Below are 22410 nucleotides of genomic sequence, written 5' to 3'. Positions count from 1 at the left end.
ATATATATATGCTCGCGGGCTCGGTTGGCTTCTGAGCGCGGTCTAAATAATCATAAATTGATAAGTGAGGGAAGTACGTATGGTAGTCAATGGTTGACGGGAGTGGGCCACCGACGTTGCTGGTCGCCCCAGAGCCGGATCCGGACGCGCTACGTGACGAACTGGCCGAGACGGCGGAGGTGTCGTCGGTGGAGACGGCTGAATACGGCGCGACGGCCCTGGAGATGCTGGAGGACGGGCCCGTCGGTGCCGTGCTGAGCGCCGCCGACCTCGCGGACATGGGTGGGGTCGACCTCCTCCAGCAGGCCCGGTGCGAGCGGCCGACGGTCCCGTTCGTGCTGTTCTCCCGTGACGGCGACGAACGCCTCGTCAGCGAGGCCCTCTCGGTCGGCGTGACCGAGTACGTCCCCGTCGAATCGAATCCGGACGCGGACATCCTGGCCGACCGGTTGACCGACGCGCTCGCCCGCGTCCGACCGGACCTGACCGGCGAGGAGGAGTCGGCTGGGCGGTTCGAGCAGCTCGTCGAGTTCTCGACGGACATGCTCACCATCCACCGCCGGGACGGGACGGTCCGCTACGTCAACCCGATCATCGAAGACATCATGGGCTACGCCCCGTCGGAGTTCGTCGGCCACAACCCCATCGACCGCATCCACCCAGAGGACCGGGACGACGTGCTGGAGTTTTTCGCCGATCCGAAGGACTGGCTGGGCGAGCAACGAGAGGTCACGTACCGGATGCAGACCGCGGCCGGTGCGTGGCGAACCCTGGAATCGATCGGCCACAACCGGCTCAAAGACCCCGCGCTGGCCGGCGTGGTCGTCAACTCCCGGGACGTGACCGAGCGCCAGCAGTACCAGCGGGAACTCGAACGGCAGAACGAACGGCTGGAGAAGTTCGCGAGCGTCGTCTCCCACGACCTCCGGAACCCGCTCCAGGTGATCCGCGCCCGCGTCGAGGCCGCCCGGGCCGACAGCCAGAGCGAACACCACGCCCACATCGAAGACGCCGTCGACCGCATGGAGACGTTGATCGACGACGTACTCACACTGGCCCGGGAAGGGCAGGTCATCGGCGACCTCGGGGAGACGGCCCTCGACGACTGTGCCCACGCCGCGTGGGCCCACGTCGACGCTCCAGAGGCCACGTTTGCGTGTCGGACCGACTGTGCCATCGAGGCCGACGCCGACCGACTGGTGGAACTCCTCCAGAACCTCTATTCGAACGCCGTCAGACACGCCGGTCCCGACGTGACCGTCCGGCTCGGCCTGCTCGACGAGGACGGGTTCTACGTCGAAGACGACGGCCCCGGCATCCCGCGCGACGAGCGGGACCTCGTGTTCGAGTACGGCTACACGACCGGCGACGGAACGGGCATGGGGCTGGCCATCGTCAGAGAGATCGCCCAGGCCCACGGCTGGGACGTGACGCTGGCCGACGATGCCGACGGCGCCCGCTTCGAGTTCACCGGCGTCACCGTGTGTCCGGACTCCGCCGGGGAGTGAGAGCGACTACCGTCGCTCGCGCAACTCCGCCCGCAAATCGGCCACGTCCATGTCCTTCATCGCGAGCAGGACCAGCAGGTGGTAGACGATGTCGGCGGCCTCGTGACCGATCTCCTCGTGATCGTCGTCTTTGGCCGCCAGTACGAGCTCGGTCGTCTCCTCGCCGAGTTTTTCGAGGACGGCGTTCTCGCCTTTCTCGTGGGTGAACAGCGAGGCCGTGTAGGAGTCCTCGGGCAACCGTTCCTTGCGGTCCTCGATGACCGCGAACAGTTCGTCGAGGACGGCGTCGGTGTCGGTGTCGTCCATGCCCGCCCTTCTCGCCGGGCGACTAAACTTCCATCACTTCGCGGATGTCGTCCATATCCTCGAACTCGTCGGGGTCGCGCCGCCCCTCCTCGAAGACCGACTCGTCGACCGCCAGTGGCGCGTTCGTCCGGGCGGCCAGCGCCAGCGAATCGCTCGGCCGCGCGTCGATCACTGTCGACTCCCGCGGGGTCGCCAGGTGGAGGTCCGCGATGTACGTGCCGTCCTCGACATCGCTGACGACGACGCGCTCGATCCGCCCGCCGAGTTCCTCGACCAGATCCAGCGTGAGGTCGTGAGTGAGCGGCCGCCCGACGTCCTCGGCGTCGAGCCCACGGGCGATGCTCGCGGCCTCGTCGAACCCGATGAAGATCGGCAGCAGGTCCGGCTCGCCCTCGACCGCGAGCAAGACGACCGGCACCGGTCCCGTCGGCGTGCCAGCGACCCGCACGGCGTCGATAGCTGCGTCCATACCCGGCCCGAGGGCGTGAGTGGGCAAAAACCCCGGTACCGGCGTCCAGACCCACCGGGATCAGTCGTCGGCGAAGAAGGCCAGATCGTGAATCCGCGCATCGTCGGTCAGTTCCGGGTGGAACGAGGTCCCCACGACCGGCCCGTCCTGAATGGCGACGGGCCGCCCGTCCCACTCGGCCAGCACCGCGGCGTCGCCGACCGATTCGATCAGCGGCGCGCGGATGAACACGGCGTGGAATGGCTCGTCCAGCCCGGCCACGTCCAGCGGAGCCTCGAAGCTGTCTTTCTGCCGGCCGAAGGCGTTGCGCTCGACGGTCGCGTCCACCAGACCCAGCGTCTCGACCCGGTCGTCGTTGGCGTCCGTCGAGAGGACGATCAACCCCGCACACGTCGCCAGCACTGGCTTGCCCGCCTCGACGTGGGCCCTGATTTCGGGGGCGATCCCCTCGCGGTGGAGCAACCGCGAGATCGTCGTCGACTCGCCGCCGGGCAACAGGAGCAGGTCACACTCGGGGACGATCCCCGACTCCCGGATCTCCCGCACCTCGGCGTCCCGCCCGTGGGACGCGGCGGCGCGCTCGATGGCCGCGGCGTGTTCGCTCACGTCGCCCTGCACGGCGACGACGCCTGCAGTCACAGTCATTACCCACCGTTGGGACCTGCGCGGAAAAACGTCTGCGTTCGGCGTCCGAGCGGTTCCTTCGTTCTCGCGGGCATTGCCCGCTCGAATCGAGGTCGAAGACCTCGCTCTCCCCGCTCGCATAGACAACGGCTCTCACTTCGTCGCCGGCGCATCGCGGGTCGTTCCTCCCCGCTCACGCGTTCGAGGGCGCTCCCTCCGGTCGCGCCCTCAGTCGTCCGCCGTCGCCGTATCCCCGTTCTCCGCGGCCGTCACCGCCTCGACCGCATCCTCGTCTTCGTCGTCTGTCGGCGGAGCCGAGTACATGATCCCCCGACTGGCGCTGTAGCGTGTCATTACCAGTCAGTGACCGACACGCACGTAAAACGGTGCCCCTTAAACGAAATTATACTGTTTAATCATCGGGGTAGTGGAGGAATTACTCACAGGCATCGTCGCGGTCCGACACGCACATGGGGCGGGGCGGGAATCTGTCGGGCATGGGACTGGTCGCCGAATTCGAAATCGCCTGCGAGGCGCTCCCGCTCGTGGAGGTGTCGAAGGCCGTCCCCGAGGTGCAACTGGACCTGAAGATCCAGTACAATCACGGGAACTGGCCGCTGTTCATCGCGTACGTGACCGGCGGGCAACCCGACGAGATCGAGCGGGCCTTCGAGTCGGCAGCGTTCGTCGCCGACTACACGCTCGTCGGGCAAGCGGGCGAGACACGGCAGTACCAGACGGTGCCCGCGACGAGTCTCGAAGGGACGCTCGGCGACGCCATCGACGACCTGGACGGCCTGCGCGCGCTGGCGACGACCGACGCCCTGATCGAACGGATCGAAGCCACGCCGACCGGCTGGATACAGGCGGGGTGGTTCGCCGACCGCGACGCCTTCGACCAGTTCCGCGAGTTCTGGCAGGAAAACGCCGGCTTTCGGCTCCGGCGGCTCACCCGCGACGGCGAACCCGAGGCCCCGGGCGAGGGCCTGACCGACCGCCAGCAGGAAGCGCTCCGGACTGCCTACGAGATGGGCTACTTCGAGATTCCGCGGACGGCCTCGCTGGAGGACGTAGCGGCGGAACTGGGGATCACCACCTCCTCGCTGTCCGAACGCCTCCGGCGGGCCCAGACCCACGTCATCGAGACGACGGTCGCTTCGACCTGGCCCCCACTACCGGGAAACGAGGGAGGCGAACCGTCGCCCGACGGTCGGGAGGCAAAGCGTTAGGTGCGAGTCACCCGACCCACGGATATGGACGAGGAACGGGACCCGGTCCAGTCGATGGACGACGGGTCGATGGACCTCTACGAGATTTCGGAGTGGGAGACACGGTCGGGACTCGACCGGTTCGCGCAGGGACTCTATCACGCCGCCATCGTCGGAGTACGCTGGACCGTCATCGTCGTCGCGGTTCTCATCCTCGGTCTCCAGCTGGCGCTCGGCGGGTTCGGGCTGCTGATCGACCCGCGTGTCGGCACCTTCGTCGCGCTCTCTATCGTGCCGGCGTTCGTCCTCGCGGCGTACCTCTGGCGCGCCGACGTGACGACCAGCGAACCGCTCGAAATCCTGGTCGTCACCTTCCTGCTCGGGATCCTGTTCGCGAACTTCGCGGGGATCCTCAACGACACGGTCGGCCAGGTCGTGCGCGTGGTCGGCTCCGGGTTCGGTCTCGTCCCGATTTTCGGCCTGCTCGCGCTGTACTTCCTCGTCGTCGGTCCCGTCGAGGAGGCCGTGAAACTGCTCGCCGTCCGGATGTACGCCTACCGCATGCCGGCGTTCGACGCAGTGATCGACGGCGCGGTGTACGGCGCGGTCGCCGGCCTGGGCTTCGCCACCATCGAGAACGCCCTCTACATCACCAACACGCTGGAGACGGTCGCCCCGGGGATGAACCTGATTCGGGCAGGCTCGGACATCGCCACGATCCGGGCGCTGGCCGGCCCCGGTCACGTCATCTACTCGGCCTTCGCCGGCTACTACCTCGGCCTCGCCAAGTTCAACCCCGACGACGCCGGCCCCATCGTCGTGAAGGGGCTCCTCATCGCCACGCTCGTCCACGCCACCTACAACACCTGTGCGACCGTCCTGGTCCCCGTCGTCGCCAGCGTGACCGCCGTCGACACGTTCGTCGTGTTCCTGAGCTTCGTCGTCCTCTACGACGGCCTGTTCGTCTACCTCCTGCTCCGGAAGCTCTCGAAGTACAACGACGCCTACCGGCGAGCCAATCACAGCGACGAGCCGACGGACAGTCCCGACCTGAGTTAGTCCTCGAACCGCTCGGCGTAGGGGGTCTGGGTCGCCGTCAGGTCCGCGTCGGCCGCCAGCAGTCGCTCGACGTATTTCGCCACCACGTCCACCTCCAGGTGGACCGGATCGCCCACCGACTTCTCGGAGAGCGTCGTGATGTCGTAGGTCGCCGGGATGACCGCGACACCGAAGTCCGCATCGGAGAGGCTGGCGACGGTGAGACTGATCCCGTCGACCGTCACCGACCCCTTCTCGACGAGATAGCGCTCCAGCTCGCCGGGAATGGAGAACCGGAACTCCCAGTCGTCGTCGATCTGTTCTACCGCCGTTACCTCGGCGGTGCCGTCGACGTGGCCCTGCACGACGTGGCCGTCGAAGCGCCCGTCGGCGGGCAGTGCCCGCTCGACGTTCACGAGGTCGCCCTCGGTCAACTCGCCGAGGTAGGTCCGGTCGAGCGTCTCCGCGGAGAGAAACAGGGAGAACCACCCGTCGCCGAACTCCTCGACTGTCAGGCACGCGCCGCTGATGGCGATGCTCTGGCCGTGGTGCAGGTCGTCGAGGTCGGCCGCGACCGTCAGCCGGCGGCCCCCTTCGTCCTCGGTCACGTCGGTTATCTCGCCCGTCCGCTCGACGATGCCGGTGAACATACCCCCCCTAGGGAAGGCGGCCGCAAACCCGTTTTCATTCCGCGCTGGCGTCCTCGAACAGCGACGACTCGTAGTAGCCCTGCACGGCCTCGACGACGAACAGCGCGATCAGCAGTCCCACACCGATCACCTGCATCGCCGTCCGGCCCGACGGGTCGACGCCCGCGCCCGCCAGGCAGAGGGTCCCAGCGATCCCGAGCCCGGCACGGAGGTGCCACTTGCGCATGTCCGGATCGTCCGTCCTCCGGGCCAGGTACAGCTGTGGCACGAGCAAAGCGAGCCCGGGGAACGCGATCAGGTACAGGATCGCAGTTCCGGACGGGACCGCTTCGGGGAGGTTCAGGGCGAGACTCACGGCGACGACGACGGCGGCGACCGAGAGGGCGGCGAGGGTGACGCGGCTTTCGCGGGAGACCATACGCGACTGGAGACACGGCGAGACGAAAAACGTGTCGTGGAACCGAACACCCACCGCTTTTGTCCGGTGGCCTCCAAGGCGCACAGGAGATGGGACTGGGCATCCTCGATACGTTCGGGCTGATGGGCGCGGTGATACTGGCCGCACCGGTCGCGCTGTTCGGTCTCGACACGTTCCTCAGCGGCAATCGCCTCGTCGGCGGCGGGTTCATCCTCGTCGCCGTGCTGATGATCGCCGCCGAGGAGTACGTCACCAAGCCGACCGACGTGGCGGCCGACGCCGCACAGGACGTGGCCAGTTCCGTCGTCGAGACGCCCGAGGACGACGAGGAGTAACTACTGCACCGCGACCGCGTTTTTCGCTTCGTCGAGCAACTGGTCGACGGTCTTGTCCGATGGCTTGTTCTCCAGCAACACGTCGATGGGCAGTGTCGGCGCGCCGTCGACGAGGTTCTCCAGCAGGACCAGCCGTTCGCGGGCGCGGGACATCCCGACGTAGAACACGCGGCGCTCGTTGTCCGTCAGCGTCGGGACCGGATCGGTGTGCTTGGTGAACTCCTCGACACCCTCGACCTCGCGGCCCTCCTGTTCGACGGTCGCGGCCATCTGCTCGACGACCTTCTCCGTGAGGTCGGTCGCGAGGAACACGTGGTCGGCCTCGCGACCCTTCGCGGAGTGGATCGTCCCGACCCGCACCGCGTCGGTGTCCATGCCCTGATAGTCGCCCGAGAAGTAGGCGTCGACCGACCGCTCCTGGAAGTTGGTGACCTTCCGGAGCATGTCCGCCGCCGACCGCGGATCGGGCATGAACGGCGCGTACTCGCGGACGAAGTCGGGTTCGACCGTGATCTCGGCGAGGTCGTCGGTGTCCGCTTCCTCCTGGACCTCGTCGATGGCGTCGAAGAAGTCGTCGCGCTCGCCGGTGCCGAAGGCCGAATCCGCGAGCATGTCCGCCAGCCGCCGGGCCTGCAGGGCAGTGACGGGCTCGTCATCCGACAGTCCCTCGACCGCCCGGACGTACTGGGTCAGCCGGTCGGTCCACATGCGCTGGTCGGTCAGACACTGGAAGGGAATCCCCTCGCCGATGAACTCGTCGATGAACTGGAACATCTGGTAGCGCGCCCGGAACAGGATCATCGACGTGCTATCTTCGTCCTCTTCGAGCGTGGCCCGGACGTTCCGGACCAGATCGAGCATCGAGGGGCGAGGCGGGGCCTCGACGCGGCCGCCCTCCTTGCGCGGTTCGAGGTCTTTCTCCTGGCGTTTCTCGATGTGGCTGATCTCCTTGTTGACGACGTTGAGGATCTTCGAGGGAAGTCGGTAGGAGTTGGGCAACACTTCGTCCTCGGTCACGTCCTCGTCCAGCAGGAGGTCCGGGTCGGCACCCTGCCAGGCGTAGACGACCTGGTCGTCGTCGCCCGCGATCAGGACCCGCTTCATGTGGGGTTTCCACTCCTCGTACACGTCGTACTGGAGGGTCGTGATGTCCTGGAACTCGTCGATCACCAGGTACTCCACGTTGGGGAGGAGCGAGCGCTGTTTGACGCGTTCGAGCATGTCGGCGAAGCCGACGAGCCCGTTCTCGCCCTTGTAGGCACGCCAGGCGCGGATGGCCTCGGGCACGTCGATCCGGTCGTCGTCGGAGGGCCAGGTCGGCGTGTACTTGTTGCCGGTCTGGGAGTTGGGGTCTTCCTCCGGAGGGAGTCGGACTTTCTCGACGTTCCACTGGAAGGGCACGTCGTACCAGTCGGCCACGTCCCGGCGGGTGCGCTGGAGCCACTGGCTGGTCGCGATGACCTTGTTGCCGATGGTGGTCGAGCGGGCGCTCCGGCGGCGCGCGCCCTTGTTCTCGTCCTCGTACTCGATGCCGTACTCCTCGCAGAACTCCTCTTTGTCCGATTCGCTCACCACGTCGCCACGCGAGAGGTTGAGGAGTTCGTAGGCCTTCGCGTGCATCGTACAGACGTTGCCCCTGAGGGCCCGGGGCGTGGTGTCCAGTCGTTCTGCGAGGCGTTCGCGAATCTCCGCGGCCGCCGCGCGCGTGTACGAGACGACGAGAATGTCACGGACGTCTGCTCCCTCCTCCTGTAACTGTTCGACCCGGTCCAGCAAGGCCGTGGTCTTCCCGCTCCCCGGCCCCCCGAACAGGCGAACCACTTCGGGCGTCGTGTCGGTCATTAGACCACTAATGGACCTACACACTCATAAGCAACGTGGCTTCGATTCCAGTGCTGGCCCACCCGAATTTTTCCCTCGTCGGCAGTCACCGGTACAGCGAGAGGTAGAGCATGGCGAATCCGATGATGAAGGGGATCGTCTCGGTCATCTGGAGGAAGATGAACTGGAGCGAGGAGGTCCCGCCGCCGGCACCCAGTTGCGTGATGACGTTGGTGATGGCCACGCCCATGCTGATGAAGGCGAAGCCGATGAACGCCGACTGGAGTTTCTCCGACTGCTTTTTTCGGTACGCCTGAAAGCTGATCAGGGTGATCCCCAGCGTCAACCCGAACGTGATGAGCCGCAGCAGAATGAGAACGCCGCGTGCGATAGCTACGGTCTCGACCATGGCCGCCACTGCTCACGCACTGAACATAAAGGTACGTCGGACGATTCGGAGCGGCAGGACGGGACCTACTCCGGATTCAGCTCGTCCCAGAGCTGACTGAACCGGTCGGGGAGGTTCTCCTCGCGGTAGATCCGCACCCGGTACTCCCCTTCTTCCTCCAGCGAGATGACGGTGCTGTCGAAGTTCGACTCGTAGATCTTGTAGTGGTTGCCGTCGTCGGCCACCAGCGTCCGGTCTTTGACGAGTTCGTGTTCCTCGAGGATCTCGATGCGCCGGTAGACAGTGGGAAGCGACAGGTCACACTCCTCGGCCAGTTCCTTGGCCGAGCGCGGCTCGATGCTGATCGCCGCGAGTATCTCCCGCGCGTTCTCGTCCCCGATCGTGTCGAGGACCTCCTCGATACTACGTTCCTCTGCCACTATCCCGTATAGAATCCACCAGTGTAAAAAGATATTGCGGGGAGTATCACCGATGAGAAAGGCCAGTCGGCCACCAGTCGTGCCCGATCCGGAGGGGGTTCTTTCAGCGCGTGAAAACGCCTTTATATACCTATTTTCATTCTCGGAAACCGGGGGAGAGGCATTATATATCCGTGGTAGAGAGGAATGGGTGTGGATCGAGTCCAAGTGATTGCCAATGTCCGGAGATAACGTGAGTACGAGTCCGCTGGTGAATACGTTGATACAAGAACTTTCGGCCGGTGACGACCTGGAGGCGGCCTCACCCGACGCCCCAGGTACCGGTCAAGAAGGCGACCCCGAGCAGGTGTTGTCTTCGGTCATGGAACGGCTGGCAGTCGAGGAGTCGTTCGAATTCGACGACGAGATCGTCAAACAGAATCTGGACGAGATCCTCATCGCGCTGATCGCGTTGCGGGATGGCACCCACGGGAAGGCGCTGATCGACGACCTGTCGCGGCTGTTCGACGCGCAGTTGAGCCCGGGAACGGTATACCCACGACTCCACGATATCGAAGGCGACGACGTGTTGTCGATGCACGAGCTGGTCCGAACGAAGGAGTACTCCGTCGCAGACGAGGACGCCGCCCGGTCGCAGATCGAGCAGGCGATGTACCACCATCTGGCACTGGGACTGTTCCTGCACGACTCGCTGGACGAGCTGTAGCCGACCACCCGTTCACCCACCGACCCGAGCAGGGCTCCTCACTCCTGCCGGACGCTCTCTTTCGAACGGTTTAGCGGCCACTACTCTACCGAAACGTCGAGAAAAATCTCTGCGCGCCGCCGCCTGCGGCCGTCAGTTGCCCGGTCCCCACCCGCACACCGAGCACTCTGTCGCCGCGGTGTCGTGGAGGCCACCGCACTCCGGGCACTGCTTTTTGTTGTAGCTCCGGTCCCAGCCGACCTGCTCCGTCTCGTGCCCGCGCTCCGTGAGGAACTGATCGAAGATCTCGTCGTCGCTCGGTGCTGACGCCATACATGACATGGTATACCACACCACTATTTAGCTCTATTGGTCGGACACAAGTCTCACCGGATCGGGACGATGGGCTTTAGCCCGCGCCGTGTCTACGGTCAGACGATGGTCGAGGAGCTTTCCCCGTCGCGGTTACAGGAGAAACTCGAAGACGGCGCGGACGTACAGGTCGTCGACACCCGTCCGCCCCGGCAGTACGCGACCGGCCACATTCCGGGGGCGCTGAACGTCCCCTACGGCCAGCTGGCCGGCCGGATCGACGAGATCGACTGGGGCGACGAGGTCGTCATGGTCTGTAAAGAGGGGATCAGCTCGGTGCAGGCCGGTCGGTTGCTCGAATCCTACGAAGGCATCGACGACGACGCCACCGTCGCCAGCCTCGCGGGCGGCTACGACGCCTGGGAGTTCGACCTCGAAACCGAGGATTAGTCGCGTCGCCGCTCGAAGACCTGCAGTTGCAGTTCCAGGTCCTGGATCACGTCCTCGGAGACCAGCAGGTCGACCTCCATCCGTTCGCCGACGTGGTCGCTGGCCTCGTCGGTGAACTCCCGGGCTCGCTCGGGCGGCATCGACAGCGGGAGACGCACGTCCCCGCGCATCCCGGCCAGTTGCGCGGTCAGTAGTCCGACCACGGCGTCCGAGGAGACACCACCGTCCTCGGCGGCCGCGAGCAGTTCCGTCAGCTCCGCCCGAAACGCCTCGACGTCGTCGATAGACTCCATACCTCGCGTTGTGACTGCGACGAGCAAAACCGTGCCGCTCCGGGACGGGCGCGGAGTTAAGCCGCCACGGCCCGTACGTCCACTGGTGTCCCTCGATGGGCGTGTTCGACACACTCAAAACGGTATTCTCGCCGGACTACGAGGCCGTCCACTATCGGTGTCCACGCTGTGAACGCAGGTTCGCGTATCGGGCCGACCTCACCGATCCGACCTGCCCGTACTGTGACAGCGGCGATCTAGACCCCGTCGAACCGCCGTAGTCACGTCGGGACGAGCCCGCCACCGACACGGTACTCCCGGCCGGCGGGACTGCTCACCCGCCGTATCCGCTGCTGTCTTCCTCCTCACTGATGAGGAACCCGCCGGTGAGCAGGAAGGCCAGCACCGCGATGGTCCCGACCAGGAACCGACCACCGGGCAAGGGACCGAACAGGCCCATCTCGATGACGATCCCGAGAACGAGCAAGGCGATCCCGCCGACGCCGAGCGCCGTCGCCGGCTCCGACGGCGACAGCCCCGCCAGTACCGGTGGGAGGAATTCCGGCGTGTCCATCCCACGCACGTCGATTATTACCTCCACGATCGACGCCAGGATCAGCGACACGATAGCCGCGTCTAACAGCACGCGGGCGATCAGACTCTCAACCATCTGCCCCACCTCGTCGCTCACCGCACGTGTCGCCCCCGTCTGTCCGACTCTCACTGTAGGCGTGTTCTTGCATCGTCGTTCCCCCAGTCTGCTTGTTACGAGTGTTTTACGCAATTATGAATGTTTGGATGCGAGGAAGGAACACACGTGCCAGTGAACCACACGCAATGGCAAACACTTGAGCCTGTGGCCCCACTACCGAACGTGAATACCCGTGTCGAACGCTGACCGGCAACACGATCTCGTCGTGTGGGGTGCGACCGGCGTGGCCGGCCGCCTCGTCGCCGAGTACCTCACCGAACAGTACACGCCCGACACCCTGTCGCTGGCCCTCGGGGGTCGAAACGAAAACCGCCTGCAGGCCCTCGAGTCCGACCTCGTCGACGGGAACGACGACTGGGGGTCGATCCCCGTCGTGATCGGCGACGCGACGGACCCGGAGACGCTCCGCGAAATGGCCCGCGGCACGCGCGTCGTCTGTACGACCGTCGGCCCCTACACGAAGTACGGCACCCCGCTGGTCGAGGCCTGCGTCGAGGCCGGGACCGAGTACTGCGACCTGACCGGCGAAGTGAACTGGACCCGGGAGATCGTCGACGAGTACCACGACGCGGCGGTGGACGCCGACACCCGGATCGTCCACAGCTGTGGCTTCGACTCCGTCCCCGCCGACCTGGGCACCCTGCTCGCCCAGTCGTTCGCGATCGAGGAGTTCGGGGCCCCCTGTGACCGCGTCCGGATCTACGTGGAATCGGCAAGCGGCGGCGTGAGCGGCGGCACGCTGGCCAGCGCGGCCGAACTGTTCGAGGCCGCGTCGAACGACCCCGAGGTCAGGAAAGTACTCGGAAACCCCTACTCGCTGGCCCCGCCCGGCGAGCGGGAAGGCGTCGATCCCGGCGAACAGCGCCTCCCCCGCAAGGACCCACTCCGGTCGTCCTGGACGGCCCCGTCGCCGATGGCCCCGGTAAACGAGCGCGTAGTGCGACGTAGCAACGCCCTCCTCGAGTACCCCTGGGGCCGTGGCTTCCGCTGTACCGAGGTCCTCCCCACCGGTCCCGGACTCCGCGGCGCGGCGACCGCCGGCCTCGTCTCCGGCGGGCTCGGCTTGTTCACGCTCGCGCTATCCTTCGGCCCGACCCGCTCGGCGCTCAAGCGCTTCGTGTTTCCCGACCCCGGCGAAGGCCCGAGCGAGGAACAGATGGCGAAGGGGCACTTCCGGGTCCGCGTGCGCGGCCAGGGGACCAACGACGACGGCCCCTTCACCGTCGACGCTGTGATCGGTGCCGACCGCGACCCGGGCTACGGCGGCACCGCGCGCATGCTCGGCGAGTCCGCGATGTGCCTGGTCGAAGACGACACCGACTCACCGCTGTCCGGCGGCGTCCTCACCCCCGCGTCGGCCATCGGCGAACCGCTGGCCGAACGGCTCCGCGCCGTCGGCTTCACCGCGAGCGCGAGCGTAGCGGGCGGGGACGCGGATTCATAGCGGGGCGACGAGGGATTTGAACTACGTCCGAGAACCTGCATTTCGCGCAGAATCTCGACCTCATTCAAACCCTCCGGCCGCTTTTCACTCACAGCGCTCGTCGCTGGCGCTCCTCGCGTAGTATCGTGAAAAGCGGGCGGCGAGGGATTTGAACCACGGTCGTTCCGCTTCGCTCCACTCCCTGATTCAAATCCCACGTGCCGATTGCTGTCGCTCACGGATTGTTCGCGACAGCAACGGGCGGCGAGGGATTTGAACCCCCGACCATCTGGTCCGGAACCAGGCGTTCTGTCCGCTGAACTAGCCGCCCTCGAACAGTGCTACAGCAGGCGTGGGTATAACGGTTATGAACCGCAGAGGATCAGGGCTGCTCGCCGGTCTCCAGCGTGAACGAGTCCGTCGGGTAGGCCGTGCAGGTCAGACAGTACCCGTTGTCCATCTCTTCCTCGTTGAGCGTGTCGTTGTTGCTGTGGCGGATGTACTCGTCGGCCGGCCCGTCCTCGATGTGGCCGGCACAGGAGAGACACGAGCCCTCGCGGCAGGCGTAGGGCAGGTCCCAGCCCTCGTCCTCGCCCACGTCGAGGATGTTCTCGTTGTTCGCGACCTCGATGGTCTCGCCCTCCTTGGCGAACTCGATCTCGTAGGTCTCGACCTCGTCGTCGGCGATGGCGTCGGGATCGAAGCCCTCGTCTGCTTCGTCCTCGCCGCCCTCGGCGAGTTCACCCTCCGATCCGCCGGCGACCGCGCCAGCCGCGACGCCGCCACCGCCGATGGAGCGGTTCATCGGCTCCGGGAACTCCGTCTCCGGGACCGACTCGGCCCGCTTTTCCAGAACCTCCTGGGAGATGTCCTCGTTGGCCTCCCAGCCGGTGCCCTTCGAGTAGTGAAGGGCGACCGCGACGAGCGTCAGAAACGCCCCGAGCAGGATGCCTGCGCTTACCATATCGCGGGCTACGGAATACGGGTTTATCTAAGTGACGTTCTCCGAGCCAGCGCGACCGGTGGACGACCCGCTCGATCACTCCTCGCGGCGCGCAACCTCGTGTCGTCCGAACCCGTACCGCAGTCGGTTCGCCAGCCGCCGCGAGAACCGCCCCGGCTCCTCGTCGGTCGCACGCGAGTCGAACCGCTCGCTGAGTGCCTGGTAGATCAGCGGCACCGGCACCTCCTGTTCGAGCGCCTCCTGGACCGTCCAGGTCCCGGTGGAGCCGCCCGCGACGTGGTCCGCCACCGTCCCGAGGTCGCTGCCTTCCTCGCGAAAGGCCTCCTCACAGAGTTCCAGCAGCCACGAGCGGATCACCGCGCCGTTGTTCCACGTCCGCGCGACGGCTTCCAGGTCGAGGTCGTAGCGGCCGTTCGCCAGCAGTTCGAACCCCTCGCCGTAGGCCTGCATCAGCGCGTACTCCACGCCGTTGTGGACCATCTTCACGTAGTGGCCCGACCCGGCCGCGCCCATCCGGTCGTGGCCGTCCGGCCCCGTCGCGACGGCGTCGAAGACCGGCACGAGTTCCTCGTAGGCCCACTCCGGACCGCCGATCATCAGGGAAAAGCCCAGTTCCGCGCCCGCGGGGCCGCCAGAGGTACCGCAGTCGAGGTAGGCCGCGTCCGTTTCCTCCGCACGGCGCACGGAGTCTTTGAAATTGGAGTTGCCGCCGTCGACCACCACGTCGTCGCCGTCGAGGTGGGGTGCGAGTTCGTCCAGCGCGGCGTCGACCGGGTCGCCCGCGGGGACCATCAGCCAGATGCGTTTGTCCCCGCCCAGTCGCTGTGCGAGGTCGGGGATCGACTCCGCCGGGGTCGCGCCCGCGTCGGCCGCGTCCGCGACGGCTTCTTCGTCCACGTCGAAGGCAGTCACGTCGTGGCCCGCGTCCAGCACGCGGTCGACGACGATCCGGCCCATCCGCCCGAGTCCGATAACGCCGAGTTCCATACCTCTGCTCTCCCCGCGGGCGAGGTATGGGTTGTGGTTCACCGCGAACGAACCGTTCTTTACCCGAGGGTGTGAGACACCGGTACCGCGGACCAATGCGTACCAGTCTGAGACTGTTCGGCATCGTGCTGGTGGGCCTGCTCGTGCTCGGCATGGGGAGTCACTACGACGCGAGCTACGAGACCCACTGGCCGTATCCGACGGGGGACGCGCTCGAAACGGACTACGAGTCACACGTCGGCGACCGGACGTTCCTGTTCGGGACCGTCCGAACGGTCGACCGCGAGAACGCGACGGTCGAGATACTGGTCGGGACCGAGCAGGGACAGCTCCCGCTGACGGTCGGTGGCGTGGAGCGTTCGGTCCGGCCCGGCGGCGCGTTGCAGGTGTACGGCACGGTCGAACCCGACCGCCACCTCGCGGCGGACCGTGTCGTCGTCGTCAACCCAGCCGGGAGTTCCAAGATCTTCAAGTACGGCGTCTCGGTCGTCGGTGCGCTCCTCGTGGTCGTCCTGTTTTTCAGACGCTGGCGTTTCGACACTGACGGCGTGGGGTTCGAGGTGCGATAATGGCGGAGTTACTGACACACGTCCTGCTGGCGTACGTCCTGCTGACGGTCGCCAGCTGGTGGACCGACGCGGTCACGGACCGCTGGGTCCCGGTCGGGATGGCCGGGGCGGCGATCCCGGATCTGCTCAAAGTCGAACGCCTCGTCGACGAGCGGGTCCTCGAAGGCCTGCTCGGGGTGCCCTTCTCCTACGCGCCGATCAGTTCGCTCGGTGGCGTCCTCGTCGTCGCGGCCGGTATCGCGCTGTGTTTCACCGAGCATCGGGCGCGCGTGTATGGCCTGCTCGTCGCTGGCGGCGCGAGTTCGCTCGTCCTCGACGGACTGCGGATGTACGCCGACGGGCACGCCGGGTTCTGGCTGTACCCGCTCTGGTGGCGGCCGCCGACGCCGAACCTCTACGTGACCTCGGATCCGCGTGTGACCGGCGTCGCAGTCCTCGTGAGTGCCTGCGTGTTTCTGCTGGACCGGCACGTGTTCGAGACGGGCCGGTGACGGAAGAAGCGAAAAGTTATACACTCGACCGGAACAACCGGGAGGTATGGGCCCGATGTCGTCGGTAGTACGTTAGCGCGGCGACCAGTCGCACGTATTTTCGACCGGGCGGGCCGGACGAGGGGCCCGTCGCGGACCACAGCGACGACGTGAAACCGACACCAGGGCAATCTGAACTATGAGTGAGCTACCCGACAACTACGACCCGGACCAGGTGGAGCCGAAGTGGCGCGACGAGTGGCAGGAGATGGACGTCTACGAGTACGACGGCGATTCCGACACGGACTACGTCGTCGACACACCCCCACCGTACCCGACCGGTAACCTCCACATCGGGAACGCGCTGGGCTGGTGTTACATGGACTTCGCCGCCCGCTATCACCGGCTCGTGGGCGACGACGTGCTCTTCCCGCAGGGGTGGGACTGTCACGGCCTCCCGACCGAGGTGAAAGTCGAGGAGAACAACGACATTCACCGGACGGACGTGCCCCGCGACGAGTTCCGCCAGATGTGCATCGAGCACACCGAGGACCAGATCGACGCGATGAAAGAGACGATGCACACGCTGGGCTTCTCCCAGGACTGGACCCACGAGTTCCGGACGATGGACCCCGAGTACTGGGGCACCACCCAGCGGTCCTTCGTCGAGATGGCCGACGACGAGCTGGTCTACCGGGACGAACACCCCGTCAACTGGTGTCCCCGGTGTGAGACCGCCATCGCCGACGCCGAAGTCGAGACCGAGGAGGGCGTCGAGGGCACCCTCTACTACGTCACCTTCGAGGGGGCCGACGAAGACACCGAAGACATCGAGATCGCCACCACGCGCCCCGAGTTGCTGGCCGCGTGTGTCTCGATGGCCGTCCACCCCGACGACGAGCGCTACGAGGACCGCATCGGCGACCGCTTCGAGGTTCCCCTGTTCGGCCACGAGGTCGAACTCATCGCCGACGAGGAGTCCGATCCCGAGTTCGGGACCGGCGCGGTGATGATCTGTACCTTCGGGGACAAACAGGACGTCGAGTGGTGGGCCGAACACGATCTGGACCTGCGGATGGTCTTCACCGAGGACGGCCACCTGAACGAGGACGCCGGCGAGTATGCCGGACTCAGCATCGACGAGGCCAAGGAGGAAATCGCCGCCGACCTCGACGACGAGGGCTATCTCGAAGACACCGAGCCCACCGAACAGGCCGTCGGGCAGTGCTGGCGGTGTGACACGCCCATCGAGATCCTCTCGAAGGAACAGTGGTTCGTCGAGGTCGACCAGGACGCCATCCTCGAACGCGCCCAGCAGGTCGACTGGATCCCCGAGCACATGTACGACCGGCTGGAAGACTGGACGACCGGAATGGAGTGGGACTGGGTCATCTCCCGCCAGCGCGTGTTCGCCACGCCGATCCCCGCCTGGTTCTGCGCGAGCGAGGACTGCGACCACATCCACATCGCCGGGCCCGACGAACTCCCGGCCGACCCGACGGACGAGGACCCCGGTATCGATTCCTGTCCCGAGTGTGGCGGCGACGAGTGGACCGGCGAGACCGACGTGATGGACACGTGGATGGACTCCTCGATCACGCCGCTGTACGTCCGGGGCTGGCCCGAGGCCGAGTTCGAGCCGACGACCCTGCGCGAACAGGGCCACGACATCATCCGCACGTGGGCGTTCTACACGCTCCTCCGGACCGGCGAGATCGCCGACGACATCCCGTGGGAGGAAGCCCTGATCAACGGCATGGTCTTCGGCGAGGACGGCAACAAGATGTCCAAGTCCCGGGGCAACTTCGTCCAGCCCGAGGAGGCCGTCGAGGAGTACTCCGCCGACGCCTTCCGACAGGCCATGGCGCTGGGCGGCCAGCCCGGCAGTGACATCCAGTTCCAGTGGAAGGAGGTCAAGTCCGCCTCCAAGTTCGGCACCAAGATCTGGAACATCACGAAGTTCGCGTCGGGCCACCTCACCGAGGACGACCTCGACCGGCCCGATCCCGCATATCGGGACGCCGACAAGTGGATCCTCTCGCGCACCTCGCAGGTCGCCGACAGCGTGGCCGAGCACATGGACGACTACCGCTTCGACGCGGCCCTGCGGGAACTCCGGGAGTTCGTCTGGCACGACCTGGCCGACGACTACCTCGAACTCATCAAGGGTCGCCTCTACGAGGGTCGCCCCGGCGAGGCAAACGCCGCGAAGCAGGCGCTGGCGACCGCGCTCTCGGCCTCCCTGCGGATGCTCTCGCCCTTTGCCCCCTTCCTGACCGAGGAGGCCTACGACGGCCTGCCCCACACCGAGGGGAGCGTCCACGCCGCCGACTGGCCCGACATCGACATGCACGACGCCGAGGCCGAACTCGCCGGCGAACTCATCGCCGAAGTCGCCGCCACGGTTCGGGGCTGGAAATCCGACGCCGGCATCGCGCTGAACGCCGAACTCGACAAGATCGAGGTCTACCCCGAGGAGACCCCCGAGCGCGCCGTCGACACCTACGACCTGAGCGAGGCCGTCAACGCTCCCGTCCACGTCCGTGAGGGCGTCCCCGCCATCGAACTCGTGCCCGTCGAGATCGACCCCGACCACAGCGTCATCGGCCCCGAATTCGGCGAGCAGACCGGCCAGATCGTCGGCGCACTGGAACAGGCCGACCCCGAGGACGTGAAACAACAGCGACAGCTCGACGGCGAGATCGAACTCGATCTCGGCGAGGAAGTCGCCGTCGTCCCCGGCGATGCCGTCGAAATCCACGAGGAACACCGCGCCGAATCCGGTGAGGAAGTCGAGGTCGTCGAGAGCGAGCGCGCGACGATTCTGATCTACAACTAAATTTTTACTGCGTCGGGTTGCGCGCCGACGGCGCGCAACCACTCCTTGCAAAAATTTAGTATAAAAACATCCCGGACGCGAGCCACTGGCTCGCGTCCGGCGAACCGCGCTCGCTCTGCGAGCGCGGATGCTGGTGGTTCCGCACCGCAACGACGGTCAGCATGGCCTCTGGTCCATCACCGAACCGCCACGGTCACAAAGTAAGTGCTTACTCAGTAGCTTTATTGCGGATGACACCATACGTTCGCGTATGACCACTCATCGAGCGGCGTTCGGCGGAAAACTCGACGGAGCGGCGGGCGAGGCCGTCGCGCGGACGGCCGGGGTCGTCTCGCTCGCGGTGCTGGCGGTCGGACTCGGCGGGCTGGCGCTGGGAATCGACTGGGCCTGGATCGCGTTCCCGGTGGGGTACGGCGGCGTCCTCCCGCTGGCGGTGAGCCGAGCCAGGTCACGGGCCGACACCACCGGCACCACCGACGGCGCGACCGACGTGGACGACGACGCGCTGGCCGCGCTTCGGCGACGCTACGCCGAGGGCGAGATCGACGACGTGGAGTTCGAGCGCCGCCTCGAACGGTTGCTGGAGACGGAGGACGACTGATGGGCGTTCTCGACCGGGTTCGGCGCGGGCTGGCCGCGCTGGTCGGCCCGGAACGGCGCGCGGACGGCGGTCGGGACGAGGATCACGTCGTCACGGAGAAAGTGCAGGCCGACCGCGACGGCGAGTTCGTCGTCTTCCAGATCGGCATGCGGATCAACCGGTTCTGGAAGGTCCACCGCTGGCTCCCCGTCGCGCTGGCGGCACCGCGGATGGTCCGGGAACTGCAGTCCGACCCCGACTCCGGCCTGCTGGGGAGCCGAACCGTCGTCGGCCCCGGCCTCCGGAACATCGGCTTCGTCCAGTACTGGGACTCCTTCGAGGACCTTCGCGAGTACGCCCACGACGCGGAGCGACGCCACCGACCGGCGTGGGTCGACTACTACCAGGACGGAACCGCCGACGACAGCGCGGTCGGGATCTGGCACGAGACGTACGTCGTCGGCGAGGACGACCACGAATCGGTGTACAACAACGTCCCGCCCCACGGGCTCGGTGCGGCCGAGGGGACCGATCTCGTCCCGGCGACCGGCGACCGCGAGACCGCGACCGACCGCCTCGGGCGGCACGAGCCACGGGACGCGGGCGGCGACTGAGCTACTGCCAGTCGGCCGGCGGGTCGACGCCCTCGGCGAGGACGGTTCGCTCGACGTAGTCGAACAGCCGCGCCCGGACCATGGCATCCACGTCGTCCATTCCCAGGGCCATGACTGCGCCGGCAGTGCCGTCGGTGGTCATCAGCAGGTACGCGGCCGTCGCCTCGGGATCGACCGGCCGGAAGACGCCGGCGTCGATGCCCTCCTGGACGACGCCCGCCAGGTCGTCCAGCACGGCCCGCTCGTAGTCGACCAGTCGGTCGTGAAACCGCTCGTTGTGGGGCGCGTGGGAGAGCAACTCCATCATCGCGACGTTGATTCCCCGGTCCAGTTCGTCGTCGGTGTCCCCAAGGAGCAGGTCACAGGCGGCGTACAGGCGGGTCACGGGGTCCTCGTCGTCGAGGGCCGCGAGCCGGCGGGAGAGTCGCTCGACGGCCCACTCCAGGAACGCGACCACGAGGTCCTCTTTGGTGTCGTAGTGATAGAACAGGAACGCCTCGCTCTTGTCGGACTGGGCCGCGACGCGTTTGGTCGTCAGCCCGGCGTAGCCGTGTTCGGCCAGCGCGCGCAACACCGACTGGACGACCTCCGCACGGGCCGGTTCGGGCACGTCCTCGCCGTCGGCGCCGGACTCCTCGCTCATGCCCCCGACTCCGTGACCGGCCCATGTCAACCCACCGGGACCGTCACAGCGACCGGCCGGGTTCTCCGGCACGCTACAGTTTACCACGCCGAACGTGGAACGAGGTGACTCACCGTCAGACCCGGACCGCGAGCGGGGCCCCGTCGAACGCGGTCTCAGCCGCCGGCGAACAGCCGGAGCCAGCCGCGAAAGCAGTCGTCGCCACAGTAGACGTGGCGCTGTCGGGCGTCGCTGGCCCGGTCGAGGACGGTCGCGATCAGGTGCCACTCGTCGTCGAAGACGTGTCCGCCACAGCTGGGACAGTCGCGCACGGTCTCGCTGTCGGGGTGCCGACCGACCGAGACGGCCTCGACGTAGTAGCGACCGCCGACGTGGTGGGGCGTTACCAGCCGCATCGTCCGTGGTTGGGGCGACAGCGACATGAACTCCACGCCGTGGTGGGCCCGACCGAAGACCGATAGCCGTCCGGCCCGTACGCCGGCCATGGACCGCAGGCAGGTCAGGGAGTCCTGGGAGGCGCTCTCGGAGACGTACGCGCGAACGCGACCGACCGACGGCAACGACGTGGCGCTCCTCGACGAACTGGTCGAACTGCTCCCCGAGGACGCGCGGGTGCTGGACGTGGGCTGTGGCGACGGGCAGCGGACGCTCGCGAACCTCGACGGAACCGAGCGCGTCGGCCTCGATTTCGCCCGGGCGGGGCTGGAGCTGGCCGCGCGAAACGTCCCCGTGGCTCGCCTCGTGCAGGGCGACATGACACGGCTCCCCCTCGAGACGGGGAGCGTCGACGCGATCACCGCCTACCACGCCGTCTTCCACGTCCCGCAGGCCGACCACCCCGACGTGTACCGCGAGTTCGCACGCGTCCTCCGCCCCGGTGGCCTCGTCCTCACGACCGTCGGCGGGTCGCGCTACGAGACGGTCCGACGCGGCTGGCTCGGGAGCGACGAACGGATGTTCTTCAGCACGCCCGGCCGCGACCGCACCCGCGAGCAACTCCGGGCGGCCGGGTTCGACGTTCGCTGGGAGCGCCACGTCGACGATCCGCTCGGGAGCGCCGCCCTCTTTTTCCTCGCGGAACTGACGGGCTGAGCGCGGGTCGCGCGGAACAGTCGGCCCGCCCACCTTTTTCAGTCGACGGGGCGGACGGGTCGGTATGCCCGGCCACACGTTCCTCCGTGGCGACCGGCTGACCCTCCGGACGGTCGCGCCCGACGACCACGAGTTCCTGCTGGAACACGGCAACGACCCCGCGGTCCGGGACGGCGCACCCACGCCCACACCGGTCGACGAGGACGACCTCGCCGCGTTCCTCGACGACGACGCGGCCGTCCAGTTCCTCCCCTGCCGGGACGGGACACCCGTAGGGTTCGTCTTCCTGTTCGACATCGAGCCTCACCGAGACCACGCCGAACTCGGCTGCTGGATCGACCCCGACCAGCAGGGCGAGGGGTACGCGACCGAGGCGACCGAACTCTGTCTCGACCACGCCTTCGCCGATCGGGGTCTCCACAAAGTCGTCGCCCGCGTGTTCGAGCACAACGACGCCTCGATGGCCGTCCTCGACGAGCTGGGCTTCCAGCGGGAGGGGCGACTCCGCGAACACGACTACATCCGCGGCGCGTACCGGGACACGCTCCTGTTCGGCCTGCTGGCCACGGAGTTCGAGCGGTGAGCGGGGGACC

At 66.8% G+C, this 22410-nt stretch carries 31 protein-coding genes and 1 tRNA gene; 15 read left to right on the top strand and 17 right to left on the bottom strand.

What is annotated here, in order from left to right:
- Nucleotides 1–89: 89 nt before the first annotated feature.
- On the top strand, nt 90–1508 hold the full coding sequence (locus ACOZ4N_RS17005; protein WP_424017547.1) for an ATP-binding protein: 1419 nt from the start codon (nt 90–92) through the stop codon (nt 1506–1508).
- 6 nt (nt 1509–1514) lie between these two features.
- Here ACOZ4N_RS17005 and hisE read toward each other — a convergent pair whose 3' ends face one another.
- The 4 genes from hisE to ACOZ4N_RS16985 form a co-directional block, all read right to left on the bottom strand.
- Nucleotides 1515–1814, bottom strand: a complete 300-nt coding sequence (hisE, locus tag ACOZ4N_RS17000) for a phosphoribosyl-ATP diphosphatase (protein WP_424017546.1) — start codon at nt 1812–1814, stop codon at nt 1515–1517.
- A 22-nt stretch (nt 1815–1836) separates the two neighbouring features.
- Nucleotides 1837–2283, bottom strand: a complete 447-nt coding sequence (locus ACOZ4N_RS16995; RefSeq protein ID WP_424017545.1) for a bifunctional nuclease family protein — start codon at nt 2281–2283, stop codon at nt 1837–1839.
- A 60-nt stretch (nt 2284–2343) separates the two neighbouring features.
- The gene (gene pdxT, locus ACOZ4N_RS16990) at nt 2344–2928 is read right to left on the bottom strand and encodes a pyridoxal 5'-phosphate synthase glutaminase subunit PdxT (protein ID WP_424017544.1); all 585 of its coding nucleotides are present in this window, start codon (nt 2926–2928) and stop codon (nt 2344–2346) included.
- Between the two features lie 207 nt (nt 2929–3135).
- Nucleotides 3136–3261: a hypothetical protein gene (locus ACOZ4N_RS16985; RefSeq protein WP_424017543.1), complete on the bottom strand. Its 126-nt coding sequence runs from the start codon at nt 3259–3261 to the stop codon at nt 3136–3138.
- Nucleotides 3262–3404: 143 nt separating this feature from the next.
- Here ACOZ4N_RS16985 and ACOZ4N_RS16980 point away from each other — a divergent pair, with 143 nt between their 5' ends.
- The gene (locus ACOZ4N_RS16980) at nt 3405–4136 is read left to right on the top strand and encodes a helix-turn-helix domain-containing protein (protein WP_424017542.1); all 732 of its coding nucleotides are present in this window, start codon (nt 3405–3407) and stop codon (nt 4134–4136) included.
- Between the two features lie 24 nt (nt 4137–4160).
- Nucleotides 4161–5174, top strand: coding sequence for a PrsW family intramembrane metalloprotease (locus tag ACOZ4N_RS16975; protein WP_424017541.1), 1014 nt, complete (start codon nt 4161–4163; stop codon nt 5172–5174).
- Here ACOZ4N_RS16975 and ACOZ4N_RS16970 read toward each other — a convergent pair.
- Nucleotides 5171–5803: a riboflavin synthase gene (locus tag ACOZ4N_RS16970; RefSeq protein ID WP_424017539.1), complete on the bottom strand. Its 633-nt coding sequence runs from the start codon at nt 5801–5803 to the stop codon at nt 5171–5173. The two genes, ACOZ4N_RS16975 and ACOZ4N_RS16970, sit on opposite strands and share 4 nt — an antisense overlap.
- Before the next feature lie 34 nt (nt 5804–5837).
- Nucleotides 5838–6221: a hypothetical protein gene (locus tag ACOZ4N_RS16965; RefSeq protein ID WP_424017538.1), complete on the bottom strand. Its 384-nt coding sequence runs from the start codon at nt 6219–6221 to the stop codon at nt 5838–5840.
- An 89-nt stretch (nt 6222–6310) separates the two neighbouring features.
- Here ACOZ4N_RS16965 and ACOZ4N_RS16960 point away from each other — a divergent pair, with 89 nt between their 5' ends.
- On the top strand, nt 6311–6556 hold the full coding sequence (locus tag ACOZ4N_RS16960; RefSeq protein WP_424017537.1) for a DUF7533 family protein: 246 nt from the start codon (nt 6311–6313) through the stop codon (nt 6554–6556).
- On the opposite strand, the gene ACOZ4N_RS16955 is transcribed toward ACOZ4N_RS16960, so the two are convergent.
- The 3 genes from ACOZ4N_RS16955 to ACOZ4N_RS16945 all read right to left on the bottom strand — a co-directional run bounded on the left by ACOZ4N_RS16955 (nt 6557) and on the right by ACOZ4N_RS16945 (nt 9205).
- A complete protein-coding gene (locus ACOZ4N_RS16955) occupies nt 6557–8398 on the bottom strand; it encodes a UvrD-helicase domain-containing protein (protein ID WP_424017536.1) in 1842 nt (613 codons plus the stop codon).
- A gap of 85 nt (nt 8399–8483) precedes the next feature.
- Nucleotides 8484–8786, bottom strand: coding sequence for a DUF7521 family protein (locus ACOZ4N_RS16950; protein ID WP_092691045.1), 303 nt, complete (start codon nt 8784–8786; stop codon nt 8484–8486).
- A gap of 65 nt (nt 8787–8851) precedes the next feature.
- Entirely contained in the window at nt 8852–9205 is a 354-nt protein-coding gene (locus ACOZ4N_RS16945; RefSeq protein WP_424017535.1) for an ArsR/SmtB family transcription factor, read from the bottom strand.
- A gap of 232 nt (nt 9206–9437) precedes the next feature.
- On the opposite strand from ACOZ4N_RS16945, the gene ACOZ4N_RS16940 reads away from it, so the two are divergent.
- Nucleotides 9438–9911, top strand: a complete 474-nt coding sequence (locus ACOZ4N_RS16940; RefSeq protein ID WP_217630129.1) for a helix-turn-helix transcriptional regulator — start codon at nt 9438–9440, stop codon at nt 9909–9911.
- A 132-nt stretch (nt 9912–10043) separates the two neighbouring features.
- On the opposite strand, the gene ACOZ4N_RS16935 is transcribed toward ACOZ4N_RS16940, so the two are convergent.
- The gene (locus ACOZ4N_RS16935) at nt 10044–10223 is read right to left on the bottom strand and encodes an HVO_0416 family zinc finger protein (RefSeq protein WP_092660755.1); all 180 of its coding nucleotides are present in this window, start codon (nt 10221–10223) and stop codon (nt 10044–10046) included.
- Between the two features lie 105 nt (nt 10224–10328).
- Between ACOZ4N_RS16935 and ACOZ4N_RS16930 the strand changes: the two genes are divergently transcribed.
- Nucleotides 10329–10652, top strand: a complete 324-nt coding sequence (locus ACOZ4N_RS16930; RefSeq protein WP_424017534.1) for a rhodanese-like domain-containing protein — start codon at nt 10329–10331, stop codon at nt 10650–10652.
- Here the strand turns inward: ACOZ4N_RS16930 and ACOZ4N_RS16925 are convergent.
- Nucleotides 10649–10945, bottom strand: coding sequence for a hypothetical protein (locus ACOZ4N_RS16925; protein ID WP_424017533.1), 297 nt, complete (start codon nt 10943–10945; stop codon nt 10649–10651). The genes ACOZ4N_RS16930 and ACOZ4N_RS16925 overlap by 4 nt on opposite strands.
- A 95-nt stretch (nt 10946–11040) precedes the next feature.
- Between ACOZ4N_RS16925 and ACOZ4N_RS16920 the strand changes: the two genes are divergently transcribed.
- Nucleotides 11041–11205 carry a hypothetical protein gene (locus tag ACOZ4N_RS16920; protein ID WP_424017532.1) on the top strand — a complete coding sequence of 55 codons (165 nt, stop codon included), beginning with the start codon at nt 11041–11043 and terminating at the stop codon, nt 11203–11205.
- A 53-nt stretch (nt 11206–11258) separates the two neighbouring features.
- Here the strand turns inward: ACOZ4N_RS16920 and ACOZ4N_RS16915 are convergent, their stop codons facing one another.
- Nucleotides 11259–11594 carry a hypothetical protein gene (locus tag ACOZ4N_RS16915; protein ID WP_424017531.1) on the bottom strand — a complete coding sequence of 112 codons (336 nt, stop codon included), beginning with the start codon at nt 11592–11594 and terminating at the stop codon, nt 11259–11261.
- A gap of 214 nt (nt 11595–11808) precedes the next feature.
- Here ACOZ4N_RS16915 and ACOZ4N_RS16910 point away from each other — a divergent pair, with 214 nt between their 5' ends.
- Nucleotides 11809–13080, top strand: coding sequence for a saccharopine dehydrogenase family protein (locus ACOZ4N_RS16910; protein WP_424017529.1), 1272 nt, complete (start codon nt 11809–11811; stop codon nt 13078–13080).
- Nucleotides 13081–13317: 237 nt separating this feature from the next.
- Here ACOZ4N_RS16910 and ACOZ4N_RS16905 read toward each other — a convergent pair.
- The 3 genes from ACOZ4N_RS16905 to gnd all read right to left on the bottom strand — a co-directional run bounded on the left by ACOZ4N_RS16905 (nt 13318) and on the right by gnd (nt 15052).
- Nucleotides 13318–13390: transfer RNA gene (locus ACOZ4N_RS16905), tRNA-Arg, on the bottom strand.
- Nucleotides 13391–13441: 51 nt separating this feature from the next.
- Entirely contained in the window at nt 13442–14023 is a 582-nt protein-coding gene (locus ACOZ4N_RS16900; RefSeq protein WP_424017528.1) for a 2Fe-2S iron-sulfur cluster-binding protein, read from the bottom strand.
- A gap of 75 nt (nt 14024–14098) precedes the next feature.
- Nucleotides 14099–15052 (bottom strand): phosphogluconate dehydrogenase (NAD(+)-dependent, decarboxylating), encoded by a 954-nt coding sequence (gene gnd, locus ACOZ4N_RS16895; RefSeq protein WP_424017527.1) that lies wholly within the window; start codon nt 15050–15052, stop codon nt 14099–14101.
- 53 nt (nt 15053–15105) lie between these two features.
- On the opposite strand from gnd, the gene ACOZ4N_RS16890 reads away from it, so the two are divergent.
- From ACOZ4N_RS16890 to ACOZ4N_RS16870, 5 genes are all read left to right on the top strand, one after another.
- Complete coding sequence (locus ACOZ4N_RS16890; protein WP_424017526.1) at nt 15106–15579, top strand: hypothetical protein; 474 nt, start codon at nt 15106–15108, stop codon at nt 15577–15579.
- Complete coding sequence (locus ACOZ4N_RS16885; protein WP_424017525.1) at nt 15579–16070, top strand: hypothetical protein; 492 nt, start codon at nt 15579–15581, stop codon at nt 16068–16070. Before ACOZ4N_RS16890 ends, ACOZ4N_RS16885 begins: the two co-directional genes overlap by 1 nt.
- A 178-nt stretch (nt 16071–16248) precedes the next feature.
- Entirely contained in the window at nt 16249–18888 is a 2640-nt protein-coding gene (locus ACOZ4N_RS16880) for a valine--tRNA ligase (RefSeq protein ID WP_424017524.1), read from the top strand.
- Nucleotides 18889–19138: 250 nt separating this feature from the next.
- Nucleotides 19139–19489 carry an SHOCT domain-containing protein gene (locus ACOZ4N_RS16875; protein WP_424017523.1) on the top strand — a complete coding sequence of 117 codons (351 nt, stop codon included), beginning with the start codon at nt 19139–19141 and terminating at the stop codon, nt 19487–19489.
- Nucleotides 19489–20082, top strand: coding sequence for a DUF4188 domain-containing protein (locus tag ACOZ4N_RS16870; protein WP_424017522.1), 594 nt, complete (start codon nt 19489–19491; stop codon nt 20080–20082). The genes ACOZ4N_RS16875 and ACOZ4N_RS16870 overlap by 1 nt, the downstream gene beginning before the upstream one ends.
- A gap of 1 nt (nt 20083) precedes the next feature.
- On the opposite strand, the gene ACOZ4N_RS16865 is transcribed toward ACOZ4N_RS16870, so the two are convergent.
- A complete protein-coding gene (locus ACOZ4N_RS16865) occupies nt 20084–20725 on the bottom strand; it encodes a TetR/AcrR family transcriptional regulator (RefSeq protein WP_424017521.1) in 642 nt (213 codons plus the stop codon).
- Between the two features lie 155 nt (nt 20726–20880).
- Nucleotides 20881–21120 carry a DUF7576 family protein gene (locus ACOZ4N_RS16860; protein WP_424017520.1) on the bottom strand — a complete coding sequence of 80 codons (240 nt, stop codon included), beginning with the start codon at nt 21118–21120 and terminating at the stop codon, nt 20881–20883.
- Nucleotides 21121–21208: 88 nt separating this feature from the next.
- On the opposite strand from ACOZ4N_RS16860, the gene ACOZ4N_RS16855 reads away from it, so the two are divergent.
- Both ACOZ4N_RS16855 and ACOZ4N_RS16850 read left to right on the top strand, forming a co-directional pair.
- Nucleotides 21209–21817, top strand: a complete 609-nt coding sequence (locus ACOZ4N_RS16855; RefSeq protein WP_424017519.1) for a class I SAM-dependent methyltransferase — start codon at nt 21209–21211, stop codon at nt 21815–21817.
- A 64-nt stretch (nt 21818–21881) separates the two neighbouring features.
- Nucleotides 21882–22400, top strand: coding sequence for a GNAT family N-acetyltransferase (locus tag ACOZ4N_RS16850; RefSeq protein ID WP_424017518.1), 519 nt, complete (start codon nt 21882–21884; stop codon nt 22398–22400).
- The last annotated feature ends 10 nt before the right edge of the window (nt 22401–22410 follow it).

The organism is Halorientalis pallida (assembly GCF_049605515.1).
GTDB classification, from domain to species: Archaea; Halobacteriota; Halobacteria; order Halobacteriales; family Haloarculaceae; genus Halorientalis; species Halorientalis pallida_A.
The sequence above is the reverse complement of the archived record's forward strand: the minus strand, read 5'-3'. Positions and strand labels throughout refer to the sequence as shown.